General features: G+C 62.9%; 21 protein-coding genes. 12 read left to right on the forward strand and 9 right to left on the reverse strand.

Going from position 1 to position 22,719, the window contains the following annotated elements:
- From BKY26_RS13635 to BKY26_RS13670, 8 genes are all read right to left on the reverse strand, one after another.
- Positions 1–220 (reverse strand): biotin/lipoyl-containing protein (locus BKY26_RS13635; RefSeq protein WP_321184871.1); only part of this gene is annotated, 220 nt, incomplete at its 3' end.
- 3 nt (positions 221–223) lie between these two features.
- Positions 224–3,184: a 2-oxoglutarate dehydrogenase E1 component gene (locus BKY26_RS13640; protein WP_071690939.1), complete on the reverse strand. Its 2,961-nt coding sequence runs from the start codon at positions 3,182–3,184 to the stop codon at positions 224–226.
- 142 nt (positions 3,185–3,326) lie between these two features.
- Positions 3,327–4,208, reverse strand: a complete 882-nt coding sequence (gene sucD / locus BKY26_RS13645) for a succinate--CoA ligase subunit alpha (RefSeq protein ID WP_071690940.1) — start codon at positions 4,206–4,208, stop codon at positions 3,327–3,329.
- A gap of 1 nt (position 4,209) precedes the next feature.
- The gene (locus BKY26_RS13650) at positions 4,210–5,259 is read right to left on the reverse strand and encodes a hypothetical protein (RefSeq protein WP_071690941.1); all 1,050 of its coding nucleotides are present in this window, start codon (positions 5,257–5,259) and stop codon (positions 4,210–4,212) included.
- Between the two features lie 164 nt (positions 5,260–5,423).
- Positions 5,424–6,617, reverse strand: a complete 1,194-nt coding sequence (sucC, locus tag BKY26_RS13655) for an ADP-forming succinate--CoA ligase subunit beta (RefSeq protein WP_071690942.1) — start codon at positions 6,615–6,617, stop codon at positions 5,424–5,426.
- Between the two features lie 218 nt (positions 6,618–6,835).
- A complete protein-coding gene (locus tag BKY26_RS13660; RefSeq protein ID WP_071690943.1) occupies positions 6,836–7,582 on the reverse strand; it encodes a class I SAM-dependent methyltransferase in 747 nt (248 codons plus the stop codon).
- Between the two features lie 77 nt (positions 7,583–7,659).
- Complete coding sequence (gene mdh / locus BKY26_RS13665; protein WP_071690944.1) at positions 7,660–8,622, reverse strand: malate dehydrogenase; 963 nt, start codon at positions 8,620–8,622, stop codon at positions 7,660–7,662.
- A gap of 242 nt (positions 8,623–8,864) precedes the next feature.
- Positions 8,865–9,176 carry a hypothetical protein gene (locus BKY26_RS13670; protein WP_071690958.1) on the reverse strand — a complete coding sequence of 104 codons (312 nt, stop codon included), beginning with the start codon at positions 9,174–9,176 and terminating at the stop codon, positions 8,865–8,867.
- Between the two features lie 231 nt (positions 9,177–9,407).
- Between BKY26_RS13670 and BKY26_RS13675 the strand changes: the two genes are divergently transcribed.
- The 11 genes from BKY26_RS13675 to BKY26_RS13725 all read left to right on the forward strand — a co-directional run bounded on the left by BKY26_RS13675 (position 9,408) and on the right by BKY26_RS13725 (position 19,059).
- Complete coding sequence (locus BKY26_RS13675; protein ID WP_071690945.1) at positions 9,408–10,265, forward strand: HpcH/HpaI aldolase/citrate lyase family protein; 858 nt, start codon at positions 9,408–9,410, stop codon at positions 10,263–10,265.
- Positions 10,266–10,298: 33 nt separating this feature from the next.
- The gene (locus tag BKY26_RS13680; protein ID WP_071690946.1) at positions 10,299–10,850 is read left to right on the forward strand and encodes an NnrU family protein; all 552 of its coding nucleotides are present in this window, start codon (positions 10,299–10,301) and stop codon (positions 10,848–10,850) included.
- A gap of 28 nt (positions 10,851–10,878) precedes the next feature.
- On the forward strand, positions 10,879–11,910 hold the full coding sequence (locus tag BKY26_RS13685; RefSeq protein ID WP_071690947.1) for a MaoC family dehydratase: 1,032 nt from the start codon (positions 10,879–10,881) through the stop codon (positions 11,908–11,910).
- A 145-nt stretch (positions 11,911–12,055) separates the two neighbouring features.
- Positions 12,056–12,466, forward strand: a complete 411-nt coding sequence (locus BKY26_RS13690; protein WP_071690948.1) for a hypothetical protein — start codon at positions 12,056–12,058, stop codon at positions 12,464–12,466.
- Positions 12,467–12,636: 170 nt separating this feature from the next.
- Positions 12,637–13,020, forward strand: a complete 384-nt coding sequence (gene sdhC / locus BKY26_RS13695; RefSeq protein WP_071690949.1) for a succinate dehydrogenase, cytochrome b556 subunit — start codon at positions 12,637–12,639, stop codon at positions 13,018–13,020.
- Between the two features lie 11 nt (positions 13,021–13,031).
- Positions 13,032–13,403: a succinate dehydrogenase, hydrophobic membrane anchor protein gene (gene sdhD / locus BKY26_RS13700; protein WP_071690950.1), complete on the forward strand. Its 372-nt coding sequence runs from the start codon at positions 13,032–13,034 to the stop codon at positions 13,401–13,403.
- Between the two features lie 24 nt (positions 13,404–13,427).
- Positions 13,428–15,236 (forward strand): succinate dehydrogenase flavoprotein subunit, encoded by a 1,809-nt coding sequence (gene sdhA, locus BKY26_RS13705; protein ID WP_071690951.1) that lies wholly within the window; start codon positions 13,428–13,430, stop codon positions 15,234–15,236.
- A 12-nt stretch (positions 15,237–15,248) separates the two neighbouring features.
- Positions 15,249–16,028 (forward strand): succinate dehydrogenase iron-sulfur subunit, encoded by a 780-nt coding sequence (locus BKY26_RS13710; RefSeq protein WP_071690952.1) that lies wholly within the window; start codon positions 15,249–15,251, stop codon positions 16,026–16,028.
- Between the two features lie 395 nt (positions 16,029–16,423).
- On the forward strand, positions 16,424–17,158 hold the full coding sequence (locus BKY26_RS13715) for a suppressor of fused domain protein (RefSeq protein WP_071690953.1): 735 nt from the start codon (positions 16,424–16,426) through the stop codon (positions 17,156–17,158).
- A 98-nt stretch (positions 17,159–17,256) separates the two neighbouring features.
- A complete protein-coding gene (locus tag BKY26_RS13720; protein ID WP_071690954.1) occupies positions 17,257–17,580 on the forward strand; it encodes a hypothetical protein in 324 nt (107 codons plus the stop codon).
- Between the two features lie 210 nt (positions 17,581–17,790).
- The gene (locus tag BKY26_RS13725; protein WP_071690955.1) at positions 17,791–19,059 is read left to right on the forward strand and encodes an MFS transporter; all 1,269 of its coding nucleotides are present in this window, start codon (positions 17,791–17,793) and stop codon (positions 19,057–19,059) included.
- 6 nt (positions 19,060–19,065) lie between these two features.
- Here the strand turns inward: BKY26_RS13725 and meaB are convergent, their stop codons facing one another.
- Complete coding sequence (gene meaB, locus BKY26_RS13730; RefSeq protein WP_071690956.1) at positions 19,066–20,055, reverse strand: methylmalonyl Co-A mutase-associated GTPase MeaB; 990 nt, start codon at positions 20,053–20,055, stop codon at positions 19,066–19,068.
- 135 nt (positions 20,056–20,190) lie between these two features.
- On the opposite strand from meaB, the gene hrpB reads away from it, so the two are divergent.
- Positions 20,191–22,656 carry an ATP-dependent helicase HrpB gene (gene hrpB, locus BKY26_RS13735; protein WP_083431455.1) on the forward strand — a complete coding sequence of 822 codons (2,466 nt, stop codon included), beginning with the start codon at positions 20,191–20,193 and terminating at the stop codon, positions 22,654–22,656.
- Positions 22,657–22,719 lie beyond the last annotated feature (63 nt).

The following is a 22,719-nucleotide window of genomic DNA, read 5'->3' on the forward strand; positions in this document are numbered from 1 at the left end:
CCAGCAGCGCATCAACCCCCACGGTTTCGCCTTCGGCGGCCACGATCTCGGCCAGGGTGCCAGCGGCGGGCGAGGGCACCTCGACGGTCACCTTGTCGGTTTCCAGCTCGCACAGCATCTCATCCACCGCGACGGCGTCGCCGGGCTTCTTGAACCAGGTGGCGACCGTTGCCTCGGTCACACTTTCGCCCAGGGTGGGCACTCGGACTTCTACGGACATCTATCAGTTCCCCTCGATGGTGAGCGCGTCGTTCACGAGCGCGGCTTGCTGTGCTTTGTGCTGGCTGGCCAGGCCCGTCGCGGGCGAGGCAGAGGCGTTACGGCCCGCATAGACGGGTCTTGTGTGTTTGGCGCCGAGGCGGCTGAGGACCCATTCGATATTGGGTTCCACGAAGCTCCAGGCGCCCTGGTTCTTGGGCTCTTCCTGACACCAGACCATCTCGGCCTGCTTGAAGCGTTCCAGTTCCTTCATCAGCGACAGGGCCGGGAAGGGATAGAACTGTTCCAGACGCATCAGGTAGACATCGTCCAGACCACGGGCGTCGCGTTCTTCCAGCAGGTCGAAATAGACCTTGCCCGAACACATGACCACGCGCTTGATCTTGTCATCGGCCACCAGCTGCGTATCGGAATTGCCGTATTGGGCGTCATCCCACAGAACCCGGTGGAAGCTGGACCCGGTGGTCATTTCCTCGGCCTTGGAAATCGCCAGCTTGTGACGCAAGAGCGATTTCGGCGTCATCAGAACCAGCGGCTTGCGGTAGTCGCGGTGGATCTGGCGGCGCAGGATGTGGAAATAGTTGGCGGGCGTCGTGCAGTTTGCGACGATCCAGTTATCCTCGGCGCACATTTGCAGGAAGCGTTCCAGACGGGCGGAGCTGTGTTCCGGCCCCTGGCCTTCGAAGCCATGGGGCAGCAGCATGACAAGGCCCGACATGCGCAGCCATTTGCGTTCGCCCGAGCTGATGAACTGGTCGAACATGATCTGCGCGCCGTTGGCGAAGTCGCCGAACTGCGCCTCCCACAGCACCAGCGCATTGGGTTCGGCGAGGCTGTAACCGTATTCGAACCCGAGCACAGCGTATTCCGAGAGCATCGAGTCGATGACCTCGTATTGCGCCTGGCCCTCGCGGATGTGGTTGAGCGGGTAGTAGCGGTCTTCGGTGACCTGGTCGATCAGACCGGAATGGCGCTGGCTGAACGTGCCACGGGTGGCATCCTGCCCGGCAAGGCGCACCGGATAACCCTCGGTCAGAAGCGAGCCATAGGCCAGTGCCTCGGCGGTGGCCCAATCGAAGCCCTCGCCGCTCTCGAACATCTGCTTCTTGGTTTCCAGCAGACGGCCCACGGTCTTGTGCAGGTTGAAGCCGTCCGGCGCGGTGGTCAGCGCACGGCCGATCTCTGCGAAGGTTTCGGGCGCGATGGCGGTTTCGCCGCGCTGGTATTCCTCGCCCTTCTTGTCCAGATGCGACCAGCGCCCGTCCAGCCAGTCGGCCTTGTTGGGCTTGAATTCCTTACCGGCCTCGAACTCTTCGTTCAGGTAGGCCTGGAAGGCGGCTTTCATGTCCTCGATCTCGCCCTCGGGGATCAGCCCGTCCTTGACCAGCCGTTCGGTATAGAGCTGAAGCGTGGTCTTATGGCCCTTGATCTTCTTGTACATGATCGGGTTGGTGAACATGGGCTCATCGCCCTCGTTGTGACCGAACCGGCGGTAGCAGAAGATATCCAGCACCACGTCCTTGCCGAATTTCTGGCGGAACTCGGTGGCGACCTTGGCGGCGTGTACAACGGCCTCGGGATCGTCGCCGTTCACGTGGAAGATCGGGGCCTCCACCATCAGTGCGATATCCGTGGGATAGGGGCTGGAGCGGCTGAAATGCGGCGCGGTGGTGAACCCGATCTGGTTGTTCACCACGATATGCATGGTGCCGCCGGTCTTGTGACCCTTGAGGCCAGAGAGGCCAAAGCCCTCGGCCACCACACCCTGACCGGCAAAGGCCGCGTCGCCATGCAGCAGCACCGGCAGAACCGAGGTGCGAGCATCGTCGTTTCTCTGGTCCTGCTTGGCGCGGACCTTGCCCAGAACCACGGGGTTCACCGCCTCCAGGTGAGAGGGGTTGGCGGTCAGCGAAAGGTGCACGGAATTGCCGTCAAACTCCCGGTCGCTGGAGGCACCGAGGTGGTATTTCACATCGCCGGAGCCATCCACATCCTCGGGCTTGAAGCTGCCGCCCTGGAATTCGTTGAAAATCGCGCGATAGGGTTTGCCCATCACGTTGGCCAGCACCGACAGGCGGCCCCGGTGGGGCATGCCGATGACGATCTCTTTCAGGCCCAACTGGCCGCCGCGCTTGATGATCTGTTCCATCGCGGGGATCAGGCTTTCGCCGCCATCAAGGCCGAAGCGCTTGGTGCCCATGTATTTCACATGCAGGAACTTCTCGAAGCCCTCGGCCTCAACCAGCTTGTTCAGGATCGCCTTGCGGCCCTCGCGGGTGAAGGCAATCTCCTTGCCATAGCCCTCGATCCGTTCCTTCAGCCAGCCGGCTTCCTCGGGGTTCGAGATATGCATGTATTGCAGCGCGAAGGTGCCGCAATAGGTGCGCTTCACGATGTCGATGATCTGCCGCATCGAGGCGACTTGCAGGCCCAGAACCTGGTCGATGAAGATCGGGCGGTCCATGTCGCCCTCGGTGAAACCGTAGGATTTCGGGTCCAGTTCCGGGTGCGGGGTCGCGTCGCGCATGCCGAGCGGGTCGAGATCGGCCACAAGATGCCCCCGGATCCGGTAGGCGCGGATGATCATCAGCGCGCGGATGCTGTCCAGAACCGCCCGTTTGATGACCTCATCGGTGACCTCGATGCCCTTTTCCGCCGCCTTTTCGCGGATCTTCTTCTCGGCGCCCTTCGCCTCGGCCTGTACGGGCCATTCGCCGGTCAGCGCCCCGGTCAGGTCGTCATTGGGGGCAGGTGGCCAGTCGGCGCGCGCCCAGGACGGGCCAGCGGCCTCGGCCTTCACATCGGGTTCGGCATCGCCAAGGGCGCGGAAGAACTCCTGCCACGCCGCATCGACCGCATTGGGATCGTTGGCGTACTGGGCATAGAGCTGTTCCAGATATTCCGCATTATGGCCCTGCATGAAGCTGGAGGCCTGGAAGAGGTCGTTAGGGCTTTGGTCGGTCATGGCGTTACCTCTGTCGGGTTGGGACCGTTCGGATGGCCGGTTGAGGGCTTGAGGCAAGAGACAAGGCGCATCCGATCATCTTCTCACCGTAATTCCAGTTGCAACTAGGGCGAGGATACCTCCTCGCCCTGTGCAGGCGTTCTTATCCAATCGCCTTCAATACGGCCTCGCCCAGACCGGCGGGGCTTTCGGCCACGACGATACCGGCGGACTGCATGGCTTCGATCTTGTCCTCGGCGCCGCCCTTGCCTCCGGCAACAATCGCACCGGCGTGGCCCATGCGGCGGCCCGGAGGCGCGGTGCGGCCTGCGATGAAGCCTGCGGTCGGCTTCCAGCGGCCGCGCTTCTTCTCATCGGCCAGGAACTGGGCGGCTTCTTCTTCTGCCGAACCACCGATTTCACCGATCATGATGATCGACTCGGTCTCGTCATCGGCAAGGAACCATTCCAGCACGTCGATATGCTCGGTGCCCTTGATCGGGTCGCCGCCGATGCCGACGCAGGTCGACTGGCCCAAACCCACATCGGTGGTCTGCTTCACGGCTTCATAGGTCAGGGTGCCGGAACGGGACACGACGCCGACGGACCCACGCTTGTGGATATGGCCGGGCATGATCCCGATCTTGCAGGCGTCAGGCGTGATGATGCCGGGGCAGTTCGGCCCGATGAGGCGCGACTTGGACCCTTCCAGCGCCCGCTTGACGCGCATCATGTCCAGCACCGGGATGCCCTCGGTGATGCAGACGATCAGCTCCATCTCGGCGTCGATGGCTTCGAGGATCGAGTCGGCTGCGAAAGGCGGCGGCACGTAGATCACCGACGCATTGGCCTCGGTCACATGCTTGGCTTCGTGCACGCTGTCGAACACGGGCAGGTCCAGATGGGTCATGCCGCCCTTGCCCGGCGTCACGCCGCCGACCATCTTGGTGCCGTAGGCGATGGCCTGTTCAGAGTGGAAGGTGCCTTGCGAGCCGGTAAAGCCCTGACAGATCACCTTGGTGTTTTCATCTACGAGTACGGCCATTTTATTGTCCTGTCACTTGCGGGATTGCTGCGGCCGCGCCTTGCGCGGACCGGGGTGATTGGGATGCAGAGGCGCCCGGAAACAGGCTGTCCGCTGCGGGAAAGACAAGCGCGCGAAGCGCTTCGTTGCTGTCGGCATTCATCGCCCGCACCCGTGCCGCCTGTTCCGGGCTGAGACGCAGGCGCTTGCTGCCGAAAAGGAAGGGCATGTTACGGCTGTAAAAGCGGCGCTGGGCGGGCAGAAGCCCCAGCCTGTTGACCAGCTTGCCGAACAAGCGGCTGCCCCACAGCAGCAGGTGAAGCTGGTAGAGCGGCATGGAATCGTTCAGCTTCGGCGGTCGCGCGGTCCGGCTGGCATCGACCCCGATGGCATCGGCGAAATCGTCGATCAGGTCGCCGCCCGCGAAAGCCGCGCGGTCGAAGATCCGCACATCGACATTCTCGTCCCCCGCGATGCCGCGCCACTTTTCGATCAGCGCGTGATAATCGTTGAACCCGAAGTTTTCGATATAGGCATCAAGGCTTTCCGTCGTGCCAGACCGGACCGCCTGCACATAGGCGCTGGCAACCCAATCGGTCTGCTCGCGGATATAGACCACATAGCGCACCTCGTTGAAGCGAGCGGCAAACCAGTTATGCAGCTTCTCCATTTCAGGCACATTTTTCAGACCGGCCCCGATATGTTCGGACGAGGTCACATAAGTGCCGTCTTCGGGTGGCGGAAAGGTGGCTTCGACACGGGTCAGGAACTGGTCCAGCCGTTCCTGCAGGTCCGCGCGGCTCCGAATTCGATACGACTGCGCCTGCCAGCCACCCGGCACGTAATTGGGGCGTTGCGAATGTGCAAAGATTGTCCAACCGACGGCGGTGGACAAGTGCGGGCCGCTATGGGGGCCCAAATTGTCGTGCCAGATACCCTGATTGCGCAAAGCATCCTGATTGATCTGCAGCCAGGCCTGAATCGTCGTCGATCCGGTCTTGTTCAAACCGATATGCACGACACAGCGCTGCCGCTTCCCCGAGGGGCCGGGAATGGGCCGCTGATCGGTCATGCCGACACTCCTGCACGCCGCATCCGATGGGGGAGGGCGAACCGGTTCGGGCTTGAAAGAATATGCTTTGCGGGTCGGGCCACGGAAAGGCTGCTCCGATGTTGTCTATTGGATGGGCGCGGGCGCCCACCCGGTTCTCTGCGGTCAGGCAGGGGTGCCTGTGCTCACCCCTTGACCGCCGCCACGATCTTCTGGGCGCCGTCTTTCAGGTCGTCCGCAGCGATCACGTTCAGGCCGGAGGTGTTGATGATCTCCTTGCCCTTTTCGACGTTGGTGCCTTCCAGACGGACGACCAGCGGAACCTGAAGACCCACCTCTTTCACGGCCGACACAACGCCCTCGGCGATGATGTCACAGCGCATGATGCCGCCGAAGATGTTCACAAGGATGCCTTTGACGTTCGGATCCGAGGTGATGATCTTGAAGGCTTCGGTCACCTTTTCCTTGGTCGCACCGCCGCCCACGTCGAGGAAGTTGGCAGGCTCCGACCCGTAGAGCTTGATGATGTCCATCGTCGCCATGGCCAGGCCCGCGCCGTTCACCATGCAGCCGATTTCACCGTCGAGCGCGATATAGTTCAGGTCATACTTGGAGGCGGCGAGTTCCTTGGGGTCTTCCTCGGTCTCGTCGCGCAGTTCGGCGATGTCGCGGTGGCGGTAGATAGCATTGCCGTCGAAACCGACCTTGGCATCCAGCACCTTCAGATCACCCTTGTCGGTCACGATCAGCGGGTTGATCTCCAGCATCTCCATGTCCTTCTCGGTGAAGGCCTTGTAGAGCAGACCCATCAGCGCCACGCACTGCTTGACCTGCGGGCCCTTCAGCCCGAGCGAGAAGGCAACGCGGCGGCCGTGGAAGGCCTGATACCCGGTTGCGGGATCGACGGAGAAGGACAGGATCTTTTCAGGCGTCGCGGCGGCGACCTCTTCGATATCCATGCCGCCCTCGGTCGAGCAGACGAAGGAAATGCGGCTGGTCTGGCGATCGACCAGAAGGGCCAGATACATCTCGGTCTCGATGCCCGATCCGTCTTCGATATAGATGCGGTTGACCTGCTTGCCGGCGGGGCCGGTCTGGTGGGTCACAAGGGTGCGGCCCAGCATCCTTTTGGCTTCGTCAGCGGCTTCTTCCACCGATTTGGCCAGACGCACGCCGCCCTTTTCGCCAGCATCGGCTTCCTTGAAGCTTCCCTTGCCGCGCCCGCCTGCGTGGATCTGCGCCTTGACCACCCAAAGCGGGCCATCGAGTTCACCGGCTGCGGTTTTGGCGTCTTCAGCTCTCAGGACCACGCGGCCATCGCTGACCGGGGCGCCGTAATTGCGAAGCAGAGCCTTCGCCTGGTATTCATGAATGTTCATGAAACTGTCCCATGTTGCTACTTGGTCCCGTCCGTCTAAGCACAAGTCATGCGTGCAAAGAAACGCCATTTTGCCGTTTCAGCGGGCATTTGCCGAAAAAAGCCGGATTTGTGATCACAGTCGGAAAAGGTGTGATCACAAATGGGAAGTCCCTTGTTCTCAAGGGGCTGACTGCGGCGAATCACTGATATCTCAGGATCTGTGGCAATCTGGATCGCTCAGGAAGACATCATGACGGGGGTAAAGCCTGCACTGTCATCCAGGCCGACCGCGGACAGCAGCGGATGGCCCGCGCGTGCCTGACCACGGGCGCTGACATAGTCGAAACTGTCGTAGAAGCGGTCCGCGCCATGGTCCTTCAGCGTGACATCCGTCCAGTCCGCGAGGATCTGATCATAGGCATCCGACAATGCGCTGTTGTCCGGGTCCAGGTTGGACAGCATCACAAGGCCCGTCGGCTTGCAGTCCAGCACGTCGATCTTCAGACCGGGGCGATGCTTCTGAAGGATCGGCAGCAGTTTCCACACATCGCCGGTCCAGGCCGCGGCGGGGATATTGTCCAGATCGCGCGTGGTCATCTCGTGATCGAAGGGGCAACAATCATGCATCATGATGACCCCGTCGGGCTGCGACCGCTTTTCGGTCTCGATGACATCGCGCAGCAGGTACTCGAACAGGTGCATCCCGTCGAGAAAGCTCAGGCTCAGCCGAATGTCGAGCGCGTCCAAAAACCCGCTGGCAAAGAAATCATCGCTGGTCTGCTGGAAGATATGCAGCGCGGGCTTGGCTCCGATGGCGTTGCGTTCGACCCGGAAGAACGGGTCAACCGCGATGGTTTTCGACCGGACCGGCGCAAAGGAAGATCCGTCCCGACAGCCGATTTCCATGTACCAGTCCAGCAATGTGGTTTCGTGCAGGTTCCTCAGGAAGCGGTGGTAATGCATGCCGGTGGCGGGTTTGAACATGCTGGCTTGGCCCCTACTGATCCCGAAACGAAAAAGGCAGCCCGAAGGCTGCCCTTTGCTTAACGTATCGGACGCGCTCAGGCGAGGCTTTCGTCGATGGCCTTGCAGGCCTCGACCAGACCTTTGACCGCATCGACCGATTTGGTGAACATCGCCTGTTCTTCTTTCGACAACTTGATGTCCACGATCTTCTCGATACCACCAGCGCCGATGATGGTGGGAACGCCCACATACATGCCGTTCAGGCCAAATTCGCCATCGCAATAGGCCGCGCAGGGCAGCAGGCGTTTCTGGTCTTTCAGGTAGGCCTCTGCCATTTCGATGGCCGAAGTGGCGGGGGCGTAATAAGCCGATCCGGTTTTCAGAAGGCCGACGATTTCGGCGCCGCCGTCACGGGTGCGCTGCACGATGGCGTCGAGTTTCTCCTGCGTGGTCCAGCCCATCTCCACCAGGTCAGGCAGCGGGATGCCGCCAACGGTGGAGTAGCGGACCGACGGCACCATGGTGTCGCCGTGGCCACCCAAAACGAAGGCCGTCACATCGCGCATGGAAACGTTGAATTCCACCGACAGGAAGTGGCGGAAACGGGCGGAGTCGAGGACCCCGGCCATGCCGACCACCTTGTTCGCGGGCAGGCCCGAGAACTGCTGCAGCGCCCAGACCATCGCGTCGAGCGGGTTGGTGATGCAGATCACGAAGGCGTCGGGGGCGTTGTCGCGGATGCCTTCGCCGACCGATTTCATGACCTTGAGGTTGATACCCAGAAGGTCATCGCGGCTCATCCCCGGTTTGCGGGGCACGCCTGCGGTGACGATGATGACATCGGCACCGGCGATATCGGCATAGTCCGTGGTGCCGGACATGGCGGCATCGAACCCTTCCGAGGGGCCGGATTCAGCGATGTCGAGCGCCTTGCCCTGCGGCACGCCGTCGGCGATGTCGAACAGAACAACGTCACCGAGTTCCTTGATTGCTGCGAGATGGGCAAGGGTGCCGCCGATCTGGCCTGCGCCGATAAGCGCAATCTTGGGTCTGGCCATGAGAATTCGTCTCCGAGCTCAGTTGAAGTTGCCAAGTGGCCTAGCCGCACTAGGGGAGTCGCGCAAGGGCCTTGCGGCGCGGCGGAAAGACCCATATTGCCGCGCTGCCGCATCCGATGTTGTTAACTCGCTGGAATCCGGTCGGAAATTCCTAGGTGATCAGCTGAAGAAATGTATGCAAATGTATGCCGGATACAAGAATCCAGACCGCTATCAGCGCGAAATTGGAGATTTTCATAGGATCAGGTCGCCTCTCCGCGCGTGGATTGTGCCAGATCTTCCCATGAATTGCCCGAGGCCACGAGACAGGTGGTGCCGTCGGGGGCGGTGACGGTGATTGTCCAGGTGCCGGTTTCGTCCGAGGCGAAGATCTCCACGATCCGACCGGCGGGGCCCATGCCCCAACTGCGGGCGGTTTCGCCGAAATAGCCGGTCAGGGTGCCGACGATCTGGTCGCGTTCGGCACAGATGGTCCGGACGGTTTGCGCGTCTGCCATGGCGGGCAGCACCAGCAGCGCGAGGGGCGCGGTAAAGAGATAAACGAAGCGGGTCATCATGTCTGCCTTTCGTTGCGGAAACGGGGCAGAGATGCAGGGAAAGCGACGGTTCCGCCCGAAGCTCCCATTCAAAGATCGTCAAAGCCTGCCGTAGAAATCCGAAGATTCGGTTAAACGCCGCCGCTACATCGCGAAAGAAAATTTCGCTACGATGCGGCATAAAGCAACTTGCATTCGCAGCATTCTTTGTGTTTTGTGCCGCCGATCTTGCCCGAAAGGACGGTTTTCATGACCCAGACCGCACGCCCCTTCCGCTCCGTTCTCTATATTCCCGGCTCGAAAGAGCGGGCGCTGGAGAAGGCCAAGACCCTGCCGGTTGACGCGATCATCTTCGATCTGGAGGACGCGGTCGCGGTTGAGGAGAAGGTGAACGCCCGCGAAACGCTGGCCGCTGCGCTGGCCGCAGGTGGCTACGGCAACCGCATGCGGATCGTGCGGATCAACGGGCTTGATACCGGGTGGGGAGAGGCCGACGCGAAAGCCGCCGCCACGATGGACTGCGACGCGGTTCTGTTGCCAAAGGTGGAAAGCGCGGCGCAGGTCGATGCGCTGGCCGCCCTTGTCGGTGACAAACCCATCTGGGCGATGATGGAAACGCCAAGGGGCATGATCAACGCGCCCGAAATTGCCGCCCATCCGCAGATGCAGGGCTTCGTCATGGGCACGAATGATCTGGCCAAGGAAATGAACACCCGCTTCCGCGCCGACAGGTTGCCGATGATGGCGGGGCTCAGCCTCAGCCTGCTGGCCGCCAAGGCTGAAGGGATCGTGATCGTCGATGGGGTTTATAACGCCTTCAAGGATGACGAGGGGCTGCGCGCCGAATGCGAACAGGGTCGCGACATGGGCTTTGACGGCAAGACGCTGATCCACCCCGCGCAGGTCGATATCGCCAACGCCGCCTTTGCGCCCTCCGAGGCAGAGGTCGACCTCGCCCGCCGCCAGATCGCGGCCTTCGAAGAAGCCGAGGCCAGCGGTCAGGGCGTGGCTGTCGTCGACGGAAAGATCGTCGAGAACTTGCATGTCGCCACCGCCAAGGCCACCTTGGCCAAGGCGGAGGCCATTGCAGCGATGCAGGCAGGCTGACGCGACAACAGCCAGTCCGCAGGAGACGCGCCCATGTACCTCATCCTCATGATCCTCGGCATCGCCCTTTGGGCCGGTGCCCATCTGTTCAAACGCGCAGCCCCCGCTGCCCGCGCCAATATGGGCGACAAGGGCAGGGGCCCGATTGCGCTGGCGCTGCTGGCGAGCATCGTGCTGATGGTGATCGGCTTTCGCGGCGCAGAGGTGGGGCAGGTCTGGTATCCGCCGGTTTGGGGCACGCATGTGAACAACCTGCTGGTGCTGATTGCGATCTTCATGATGAGCCCGGCCCCGCGGAAAGGCAAACTGCTTAACAACATGCGCCACCCGATGCTGACGGGTTTCGGCCTCTGGGCGATCGCGCATCTTTTGGTCAACGGCGATCTTGCCTCGGTGATCCTGTTCGGTGGCCTTCTGATCTGGGCCATCGTCGAGGTTATCGCCATCAACCGCGCCGAACCCAACTGGCACCCCACACAGACCGGAACCTATGCCAAGGACGGCATGTTCCTCGTGGCCTCTGTCATCCTGATGGGTGTGATCGGCTACATCCACTTCTGGCTGGGATACTGGCCCTTCGGCTAGGTCCTAAAATCGAGAGAGACACAGGCACATGGCCAAGACCAACCCCGGCAATTTCTTCGAGGATTATTCCATCGGTCAGCGGATAGAGCACGCCGTGCCGCGCACCGTGTCGGGGGGCGAGCGGGCGCTTTATCATGCGCTTTACCCGGCCCGCCACGCGCTGCATTCCTCGGATGAATTCGCGCGGGCCTGCGGGTTGCTGGGGTCTCCTCTGGGCGATCTGGCCGCCTTCCACGTGGTCTTTGGCAAGACCGTGCCGGATGTGTCTCTCAACGCCGTGGCGAATCTCGGTTACGCCGAGGGCCGTTTTCGCAAGCCGGTCTATCCCGGCGACACGTTGCGCTCGGTTTCAGAAGTCATCGGGCTGAAGCAAAACTCAAATGGCAAGTCGGGTGTGGTCTATGTCCGAACGGAAGGTCTCAATCAGCGGGACGAGGTCGTTCTGGACTATGTCCGTTGGGTCATGGTGCGCAAAAACGATCTGGAGGCCCCTGCGCCAGAAACGGTCATCCCCGATCTGGCCAAGGTCGTGTCTGCCGACAGCCTGATCATCCCCGAGGGGCTGGATTTCACCGGGTATGACTTCACCCTCGCGGGTGAGCCGCATCGGTGGGGTGACTACGAGGTCGGCGAGATCATCGACCATGTGGATGGCGTCACCATCGAGGAAGCCGAACACATGATCGCCACGCGCCTGTGGCAGAACACCGCCAAGGTCCATTTCGACGCCACCTTCCGCCCCGACGGGCAGCGTCTGATCTATGGCGGGCATGTCATCTCCATGGCCCGCGCGCTCAGCTTCAACGGGCTCGCCAATGCGCAGCTGATCGCGGGCATCAACGCGGGCGCCCATGCCAACCCCTGTTTCGCGGGCGATACCGTGAAGGCGTGGACCGAGGTGCTGGACAAGGCGGAAACCGCCGCGCCCGGCGTTGGTGCGCTACGTTTGCGGCTGGTGGCGACCAAGGACGGCAAGGCGGGGGAATTGAAGGGTGAAGACGGGAAATACCTGCCCGATGTGCTGCTCGATCTTGACTATTGGGTACTTGTTCCCGTCTGAGGTACAATCCCGCGATAAACCCCGACAAATCCTCTAAACCCCTTAAATGCGCGGGTTTTGCACGGTTTGCGGCGTGACAATGCCCTATTTCTGACGTTAACTTTCGGTTAACCTGCCTAAAAGGACAGGTCTGAAAGGGATCTTCATGCATTCGCTGGCTATCGCGCTTTATTACCTCGCCTCACTGGGCACCATCTTCATGGCCGCGCGCTATCTTTTCGGCAGTCTGCCGACGCAATACCATCGGGATATGGTCGAAAAAGCGGGCGGCGAGATGAGTGAGATCCTGGAGACGATCCTGCTGTCTCATGGCCGTGCGCTTGGGGCGGCGTTGCTGGCCTCGGGCGTGTCGATCTATCTGTTCGCGGATATGATCGAGGCGGATTCGAACTTCATCATCCGGCTGCGTCCGGTGCTGGTCGGCCTGATCATCGGCATGCCAATCACGGTCTATACCCGCCAGCTGGAAGAGAAGACCGGCGTGCAGACGCCTTGGCGAGTCTCTCTCGTTCTGCTGGCTGTTCTTATGGCTGGCTTCGGGCTTTCCTTTTTGTGATCACACTATTTAAGGACGTGATCACAAAATGCCGCTCTGCGGCGATTAGACACAAAAAACTGTCAAAAAACCGGGGCAAACCTGCGTGCGGATAGGTGACTCCTTGAAAAAAGGCGTTATGCATAAGGGGAACAAGCAATCACCTAGCACAACCTGAAAGGGTGTTCGCCATGGCTGACGTCAATCGCGGCAACCGTCCGCTGTCCCCGCACTTGCAGATTTACCGTCCGCAGCTCAACTCCGCGACCTCGATCCTGAACCGGATCACTGGCATCGCACTTCTCGGCGGGGCAGTCCTTGTCGTCTGGTGGCTAATGGCCGCCGCGACCAGCGAGGCCTATTTCAACTTCGTTGACGGGTTGATGACCTGCTTCGTCGGTGACGTCCTTATGACGCTCTGCGTTCTGGCGCTGTGGTATCACGCGCTGGCCGGTGTCCGCCATCTGGTCTGGGACATGGGCTATGGGCTCGACCCCGATGACAGCGACAAGATGGGCTGGGGCATCATCATCGGCAGCGTCGCGCTGACCTTCCTGACAATCATCGCAATCTGAGGGGCTGATCCATGGCACTTATGACCGACCGCAAACGCGTGATTGGCCTCGGCTCGGCCAAATCGGGCACCGATCATTTCTGGAAGACGACCGTCACCGCCGTGGCGCTGCTGATCATCACACCGATGTTCCTGTTCAGCTTCGGCCCGCTGCTTGGCGAACCCTATGCCGATGTGCAGGCTGCCCTGTCGCGCCCCTTCCCCGCCGTTTCGGCCGCTTTGATGCTGATCGTCGGCTTCTACCACTTCCGCCTTGGGATCCAGATGGTGATCGAAGATTACATGCAGGGCCTGTCCCGCAAGATCGCGATCATCGTCATGGCTTGCATCAGCTACGGGCTGATGGCCTTCGGCCTCGTTTCGCTCGCCCAGATTGCGCTGTAATCCAGGGACAGGAGATCAAGACACATGACCGAGTCCTACGCACTCAACCATCATTCCTATGACGTCGTTGTCGTCGGTGCCGGGGGCTCCGGCCTGCGCGCGACGCTCGGGATGGCCGAACAGGGGCTGAAGACCGCCTGTATTTCCAAGGTATTCCCAACCCGCAGCCACACCGTGGCGGCACAGGGCGGCATCGCCGCGTCGCTGTCCAACATGGGGCCCGACCACTGGCAGTGGCACATGTATGACACCGTCAAAGGCTCCGATTGGCTGGGTGACACCGACGCGATGGAGTATCTGGCGCGCGAGGCGCCCAAGGCGGTGTATGAGCTGGAACATTACGGCGTTCCGTTCAGCCGCACCGAGGAAGGCAAGATCTACCAGCGCCCCTTCGGCGGCCACACGACCGAATTCGGGGAAGGCCCCGCCGTTCAGCGCACCTGCGCCGCTGCCGACCGCACCGGCCACGCCATCCTGCACACGCTTTATGGCCAGTCGCTCAAGAACAACGCGGAATTCTACATCGAGTATTTCGCGACCGACCTGATCATGTCCGAGGATGGACAGTGTCAGGGCGTCGTGGCGTGGAAGCTCGACGACGGCACCATGCATGTCTTCAACGCCAAGATGGTGGTGCTGGCAACGGGCGGCTATGGCCGTGCCTATTTCTCTGCCACGTCTGCCCACACCTGCACCGGTGACGGTGGCGGCATGGTGGCCCGCGCGGGCCTGCCTTTGCAGGATATGGAATTCGTGCAGTTCCACCCGACCGGCATCTACGGCTCTGGCTGCCTGATCACCGAAGGCGCGCGCGGCGAGGGCGGTTACCTGACCAACAGCGAGGGCGAGCGGTTCATGGAACGCTACGCGCCGCAGTACAAGGACCTGGCCCCGCGCGACTATGTCAGCCGCTCCATGACCATGGAAATCCGCGAAGGCCGTGGCGTGGGCGCTGAGGGCGATCATATCCACCTGAACCTCTCCCACCTGCCTGCCGAGGCGCTGGCCGAACGCCTGCCCGGCATCTCGGAAAGCGCCAAGATCTTCGCCGGTGTCGATGTCACCAAGGAACCGATCCCGGTCATCCCGACGGTACATTACAACATGGGCGGTATCCCGACGAACTACTGGGGCGAGGTGCTGAACCCGACCAAGAAAGACCCGACGGCGATTGTGCCGGGCCTTATGGCCGTGGGCGAGGCGGGCTGTGCCTCCGTTCACGGGGCGAACCGCCTTGGATCGAACTCTCTGATCGACCTCGTGGTATTCGGTCGCGCCGCCGCGATCCGCGCCGGGCAGGTGGTGGACGCGGACGCCCCGAACCCGACGCTTAACAAGGCCTCCATCGACAATGCGCTCGGCCGCTTCGACGGGCTGCGCTACGCCAATGGCGACACGCCGACCGCCGAGCTGCGGCTGGAAATGCAGAAGACCATGCAGGCCGACGCCGCCGTCTTCCGTACCTCCAAGACGCTGGCCGAAGGCGTCGAGAAGATGACCGCCATTGCCGGCAAGATGGGTGACCTGAAGGTGACCGACCGCAGCATGGTCTGGAACAGCGACCTGATGGAAACGCTGGAACTGACCAACCTGATGCCCAATGCGCTCGCCACCATCGTCGGCGCAGAGGCCCGTCAGGAAAGTCGCGGTGCCCACGCGCATGAGGATTTCGCCGAGCGCGACGACAAGAAATGGCGCGTCCACACGGTGTCCCGCATCGAGGGCAGCAGCGTCGCGCTGGACTACCGCCCGGTCATCACCGACCCGCTGACCACCGAAGACGAGGGCGGCATTTCGCTCAAGAAAATCGCGCCCAAGGCGCGGACCTTCTAAGGAGACGAGGACATGGTTCAATTCACGCTTCCCCGTAACTCCAAGATCATCACGGGCAAGACATGGCCCAAGCCGGAAGGCGCCACCAATGTCCGCAAGTTCCAGATCTACCGCTGGAACCCCGACGACGGGAAGAACCCGCAGGTCGACACCTATTTCGTCGACATGGATACCTGCGGCCCGATGGTTCTGGACGCGCTGATCAAGATCAAGAACGAGATCGACCCGACCCTGACCTTCCGCCGCTCCTGCCGCGAAGGCATCTGCGGGTCCTGCGCGATGAATATCGACGGGATCAACACGCTGGCCTGCATCTACGGCATGGACGAGATCAAGGGCGACGTGAAGATCTACCCGCTTCCGCACATGCCGGTGGTGAAGGACCTGATCCCGGACCTGACGCATTTCTATGCGCAGCATGCCAGCATCATGCCGTGGCTCGAAACCAAGACGCAGCGCCCCGAGAAAGAGTGGCGGCAATCCATCGAGGATCGCAAGAAGCTCGACGGGCTTTATGAATGTGTGATGTGTGCGTCCTGTTCGACCAGCTGCCCCAGCTACTGGTGGAACGGTGACCGCTACCTCGGCCCCGCCGCGCTGCTCCATGCCTATCGCTGGCTGATCGACAGCCGGGATGAGGCCACGGGCGAGCGTCTGGACGAGCTGGAAGATCCCTTCAAGCTCTACCGCTGTCACACCATTATGAACTGCGCCAAGACCTGCCCCAAGGGTCTGAACCCGGCCAAGGCGATTGCGTCGATTAAGAAGATGATGGTCGAGCGGCAGCTCTGATCCTTTAGACATTCTGAAACCGGGCCGGTGACTTTCCCGTCGCCGGCCCGTTTCTTTTGGGGCCCGCGTCAGGGGGGATTTACTCCGCCCCGCGAATGCAGGACCATGCATCCGATTGGGTTCACGAGTTTCTTTTGTGATGACGAGTAACGAAGTCAGAAAATGCAGGATTGGCGCAGGGCGTAACCTTGCGGCTTTCTGCGTTGCGGACGAAGCTGCCTGTCGGCCTGATCACCCCCAGACAAGCGTCATTTCACGCTTTCCCCCGACCAATGCCATTTCAACCCGCAGCCCCGACGGGCCGCATCATTTCAGACCTCGTGAGAGCATTTTCGCTCGCGGACGGCACGAGCATCAACCCTCGCACCCTCTGCACCAAGAATGGTTCCATCCCGATGAAATTCCTGAAGAAGATTTTCGGCGGCGCGCAAAAGCCCGCACGGACGAAAGACACCGCCTCCGCGTCGCACGGGCCTGAGCCCCTTGCCCTGCCAAACCTTGAGGTGATCCGAAACAGGCTGACCGAAGCGTTTGGCGTTCAGCCGATGCTCTTTCATGAACTGGTATCGGATGTCGTGCCGATCGACATTCTGTGCTTTGCCCCTACAGCCTCACGTGACCACTGGGTTTTCGTGACCCTTGGCATGAGCAACGAACGCATGGCCGTGCCGGACAATGGCGACCCCGCGATCTGGGGCCGGGCCGAGCTGATGATCGGGTTGCATACGGACTGGGGCGACAAGGTGGTCGGGATCATGCAGCAGCGCCGAAACGACGATGCCGCGACATGGTGGCCGATCAAGTATCTCAAGCACTACGCCCGCTATCCCCACAGCGCCGGGACGTTCTTGGCGGATGGTCACACGCTCTCCTCCCCGGACGGGGCGTCCTATTCCGGCGATACGGGGATGAGTGCCGCCATGGTCAGCTATCCGACGATCCTGCCGGAAGAGGCCGTGCGCTTTGATCTGCCGAACGGGGACAAGGTGACCATCCTGGGGCTCGTCTATCTCTATCCGGCAGAGCTGGAGCACAAGGCCAATGTCGGGCTCGATACGTTCAGCCTCGATCTTGAAGAACAGGGCGTGTCCGAGGTGATCTACCCCGATCGCAGGCCCATGGTGGGGTGAAAGACGGGTGACCCGGGCTGACCGGTCCGCCATCAATCCCAAGCGCTTTGTTCGTCGCCTCTTGTCCCCACGGCGGGCAGAGATATCCTGACCGGATCATGACCGATCTCGATGCCATCCTGCCGCCCTGGCTGCGCGAATATCTGCCTCAGGACCATCCGTTTCTGGTGGCGGGGCTAACGGTTCTGGCCGTATTCCTGTGGCTCAGGATCGGGGCGCTGCTGGTCGGATTGGCCCGGTCGCGCGGTGGCCCTCGTGTTGGAGAATCCCCCGCCCCGGACAACCCCACAGGCGATTGCATCTGGGAACCCGACGCGCGTCCCGCCCCCTGGGGGCGCGCGCGCTGGCGCTGCGCCGCTTGCGGCGGGGTCGAGTTCACAGAAGGCGCGCACCCACCTCAATACTGCATGCGCAACCCGTAGACGCGCCCATGCCACAGATCGCCGACAGCAAGATCATTGCCCTGTCCAATATGGATTTGGCACGTTGGTCGGCCTTGCGGATGAGGCCACCGCGGTGCTGTGTCACCGACAGGTCAAAGGCCCGGCAACGACCTTGCCATGGTCGCGTGCGGGCAAGACAGGGGGGTCTGGCTGCCTAGGGTCAAAGGGTATTTCAGACTCTGAGCCCCCATGCATGAACGCCGAATACCCGAATGGCTGCGCCACGCTCCTGCGCCGGGCGTCAAGGGGTTTGCCACGCTTGCGGGGTGCGAGGCGGTGGCGCGTGGCATCCTGATCTCGGTGATGCCGCTGGCGATGCTGGACACCCTGGGCAGCGCCAAATCGGTGTCAGAGGCCTATTTCATCGTCGGGCTGCTGTCGATGATCGCGGGCTTTCTGGTGCCGTGGCTGAACCGTTTCGTGCCGCGCCGCTGGCTTTACACCGGTGCGGCGCTGACCTTCTTCGCCGGTGCCGGGATCGGGGCCATTTCGCCGGATCTCATCGTTGTAACGCTGGCCCTGACCACGGTGGCCGTCGCCACGCTCTTCGTCTGCTTCAACGCCTATGTTCTGGATTATATCGAACGGGTGGAACTTGGGCGCAGCGAAACCCTGCGCATGTTCTACAGTGCCGCCGGCTGGACTGTCGGGCCGGTGGCGGGTGTCTACCTGATGGACTGGTGGCGTCCGGCGCCCTTCCTTATCTCGGGCGTCGCGATTCTGGGGATGATGGCCACCTTTCTTTACCTGCGGCTCGGCAATGGCAAGCTGATCCAGAAGGCCAAGCGGCCCGCCACGAACCCGATTGCCTATCTGGGCCGCTTCGCGGCACAGCCGAGGCTGGTGGCGGGCTGGCTATTCGCTGTCATCCGGTCCTGTGGCTGGTGGGTCTATGTGGTCTACCTGCCCATCTTCGCGGTGAATGCGGGGCTGAGCGAGCAACTGGGCGGCGTCATGCTGTCGATGACCAACGGGCTGCTGTTCATCACGCCGCTGATGCTGCGCTGGATGCAGGGAAGGTCTGTGCGCCAGTCCGTGCGCACCGGATTTCTGGGGGCAGGGGTGTTGTCGGTCGCGGCCTTTGCGCTGGCGGGCTGGCCGGTGGCGGCCGTGGTGGCGCTGGCCTCGGTGTCGTTCTTCCTGATCCTGCTGGATGTCTGCGGGGGCTTGCCCTTCCTGATGGCGGTAAAACCCTCGGAACGGACCGAGATGTCAGCCGTCTATTCCAGCTTTCGCGATGTGTCGGGTATCCTGACACCCGGCGCGGCATGGCTCTTGCTGCTGGCGGCGCCGCTGTCGTCCATATTTGCCCTGTCGGGCGGGGCGCTGCTGGCGGCCTGGATGCTGGCCGGGCGAATGCATCCGCGGCTTGGGTTGCGCCGTGTCCGGGTGCCGGTGCCGGAACCCGCACCGGTTATCGAGATGCCATTCGTCACGACGCGGGAAGGGGACGTCTGACCCGGCCTAGCCTGTCAGCCCCGCAAGGATATCTGCCGCCGCCGCATCGGGAGAGGTTTCGCCGCGGGCCACGGCTGCGCCAAGCTCTGCCATACGCGCCCGCATCGCGGGATCTCCCGTCAGCCGCGTTAGCAGGCCGGATCGCACCTCTTCCTCGAACCAGTGACGGGCCTGTTCCGCCCGCCGCTCCTGCCAGACGCCGTGTTCCTTGCGCCAGGCGGCCAGTGCCTGCATCTCGTCCCAAGCCCGTTCCAGCCCGTCGCCCTCGACCGCCGAGACCGTTAGCGCCTTGGGGAAATCCTGCGGATCGCGCGCCCGTTTGCGCAACAGCCGCAGCGCGCCCGCATAGTCCGCGCATGTCCGCGTGGCGGTGGCTTTCAGGTCGCCATCGGCCTTGTTGACAAGGATGAGGTCGGCAATCTCCATGATCCCGCGCTTGACACCCTGCAACTCGTCCCCTCCCGCCGGGGCCAGCAACAGCACGAACAGGTCGCACATCTCGGCCACCATGGTCTCTGACTGGCCAACCCCCACGGTCTCGATGATAATCACGTCGAACCCGGCGGCCTCGCACAGCGCCACGGCCTCTCGCGTGCGGCGCGATACGCCACCCAGATGAGACAGCGACGGTGAGGGCCGGATAAAGGCATTCTTCTGGCGGGATAGCTGTTCCATCCGGGTCTTGTCGCCGAGGATCGATCCGCCGGAGCGGGTCGAACTGGGATCGACCGCCAGCACAGCCACGTTCAGGCCCTGCTCCACCAGCATCATGCCAAAGCTTTCGGTGAAGGTGGACTTGCCCACTCCCGGCGTGCCCGACAATCCGATCCGCAACGCCTGCCGCCCATGGCCCTGAAGCGTTTCCAGCAAGGCCGTCGCCTCGGCCCGGTGATCGGGCCGGGTGCTTTCCACCAGTGTCACAGCACGCGCCAAGGCACGCCTTTCCCCGGCTAGGATGCGGTCGGGCAGATCGGCGGGCAGGCGGGTGTCGGTCATCGGGCCATCGTTTCTTTCAGCGGATCAGCAAAGCGCCAGACGCTGTTTGCCCCGCCGGATGCCGCCTTGTCCACCCGGCGCGGCGTTATGACAGCAACCGGCAGCGGTTGACGCGGGCCGTCAGTGCCGCCCTTTATGGCCCGACATGCCGATTGCCCAAGGACTGAGCCCGACCCCGTGACCCGCCTGCCCATTGACCCCATCCTGCCCGAGCTTGTGAGCGCCCTGCGATCTCATGGCCGCGCCGTTCTGCAAGCCCCGCCGGGCGCGGGCAAGACCACGCGCGTGCCTCTGGCGTTGCTCAGGGCCGGCATCGCAGCGGGGCGCATCCTGATGCTGGAACCTCGCCGCCTTGCCGCGCGGGCCGCTGCCGAACGGATGGCCGAGACCCTTGGCGAACACCCCGGCCAGACCATCGGCTATCGGGTGCGCGGTGAGAGCAAAGTGGGGCCTGACACGCAGGTGGAAGTGGTGACCGAGGGCATCCTGACGCGGATGTTGCAGGACGATCCGGAACTGCCGGGCATCGGCGCGGTGATCTTCGATGAATTTCACGAACGTTCCCTCAATGCGGATCTGGGGCTTGCCCTGACATGGGAAGTGCGCGGCGCGCTGCGCGAGGATCTGCTGGTGCTGGTGATGTCCGCCACGTTGGACGCAGCACCGGTCGCCGCCCTTCTGGACGATGCCCCGGTTGTGACCTCCGAAGGCAAGGCATACCCGGTAGAGACCCGCTGGCGCGAGACCCCGCCGCGCAAGGAAGAGCGGTTCGAGCAGTCTGTCGCGGCCCTGATCGGTCTGGCGCTGCGCGAGACAGAGGGGGGTATTCTGGCCTTCCTGCCCGGCGAGGGCGAGATCCGACGCACCGCCGCGCTGCTGGCGGATCTGCCGGGCAATGTGGTGATGCACCAGCTCTTTGGGGCCATGCCGTTGGCCGCGCAACGCGCCGCCCTGCGATCCGAGGCGAAGGGGCAACGCAAGCTGGTGCTGGCGACGTCGATTGCCGAAACCTCGCTGACCCTTCCCGATATCCGGGTGGTGGTGGATGGCGGGCGCGCACGTCGTGCGCGGTTCGATCCCTCCTCTGGCATGTCGCGTCTGGTGACCGAAGCGGTCAGCCGGGCCGAGGCCGATCAGCGCCGGGGGCGCGCGGGACGTGTGGCGGAAGGCATCTGCTATCGCAACTGGACAAGGGGCGGCGAGGGGGCCTTGCCCGCCTTTCCCCCCGCCGAGATCGAGGCCGCCGACCTTGCGTCGCTGGCGCTTGATCTTGCGCTTTGGGGGGCGGGGGATGGGGCTGACCTTGCCTTTCTGACGCCTCCCCCGTCAGGGGCACTGGCCGAGGCACTGGCCCTGTTGCGGGGTCTTGGCGCGCTGACCGACGCAGGCCTTGTGACGGATCATGGCAAGGCCTTGTCGCGCATGCCGCTGCATCCGCGCCTTGCCCACATGCTGGCCATGGGCGGCAAGGGGGCGGAGCGGCTGGCGGCCCTGCTGTCGGAGCGCGATCCGCTGCGCAACCGGGGCACGGACCTGTCGTTGCGGTTGCGCGCATTGGACAATCCCGGCGGGCTGAATGCGGACCGGGGGACGGTGATGCGCATCAAGGAAGAGGCCAAACGCCTGTCCCGTTTCGCCAAGGGGCCACAACACAGCCTCGCCGAGCAGGCGGCGCTGGCCTATCCCGACCGCATCGGGCTGCGTCGCAAGGGCGATGCGCCCCGCTATATCCTGTCCGGCGGCAAGGGCGCGGTGATGCCCGATGGCGATGCACTGGCCGGGCAGCGGCTGATCGTGGCGACCGACCTCGATGGCAACCCGCGCGAGGCCCGCATCCGGCAGGCGGTGGCGCTCAGCGAGGGCGAGTTGCGCGGGCTTTATGCCGACCGGATCACCTGGGTGCAGCGTTGCGACTGGTCGCGCCGGGACCGGCGGGTGGTGGCGCGGGAAGAGGAGCGGTTCGGCGCGTTGATCCTTCAGGACCGGATCTGGAAGGATGCCCCGCCCGAGGCGCTGACAACCGCCCTGATTGCAGGCCTCCGGGATCTCGGTCTCGATGTTCTGAACTGGTCAAAAACCGCGACACTCCTGCGGGCCAGGCTGCGGGCCTCCGGTCTTGTCGATGTCTCGGACGCGGCCCTTCTGGACGGGTTGGAAACCTGGCTCGCCCCCTTCCTGACCGATCAGCGCAGCGCCGCCGATCTCAAACGGCTGGACCCGACCGAGGCTCTCAAGACCCTGCTTGACTGGGATCAGCAGCAGGCGCTGGACCGGCTCGCCCCTGCGCATTGGGTCACGCCAATGGGCCGCAAGGCAGCGATTGACTTTTCCGGCGATGTGCCTGAAGTGGCCCTGCGCCTGCAAGAGGTCTTCGGCACCACCACCCATCCGACCATCGGGAAGGACCGTCAGCCCCTGCGCATGACGTTGCTTTCCCCTGCCGGTCGCCCAGTGCAAACCACGACCGATCTTCCCGGCTTCTGGGCGGGAAGCTATGCCGATGTGCGCAAGGACATGCGCGCCCGCTATCCCAAGCATCCCTGGCCCGAGGATCCGGCACAGGCGGACCCCACGCTACGGGCTAAGCCGCGCAAAGCATGAGTTCTGCGCCAACGCTGCCAAACGGGGGGTGAAGGGGGGGGCGTCCCCCCTCACGGGCGGGCG

Origin of the sequence: Nioella sediminis (genome assembly GCF_001879695.1) — a bacterium.
In the GTDB taxonomy this organism is placed as follows: domain Bacteria; phylum Pseudomonadota; class Alphaproteobacteria; order Rhodobacterales; family Rhodobacteraceae; genus Nioella; species Nioella sediminis.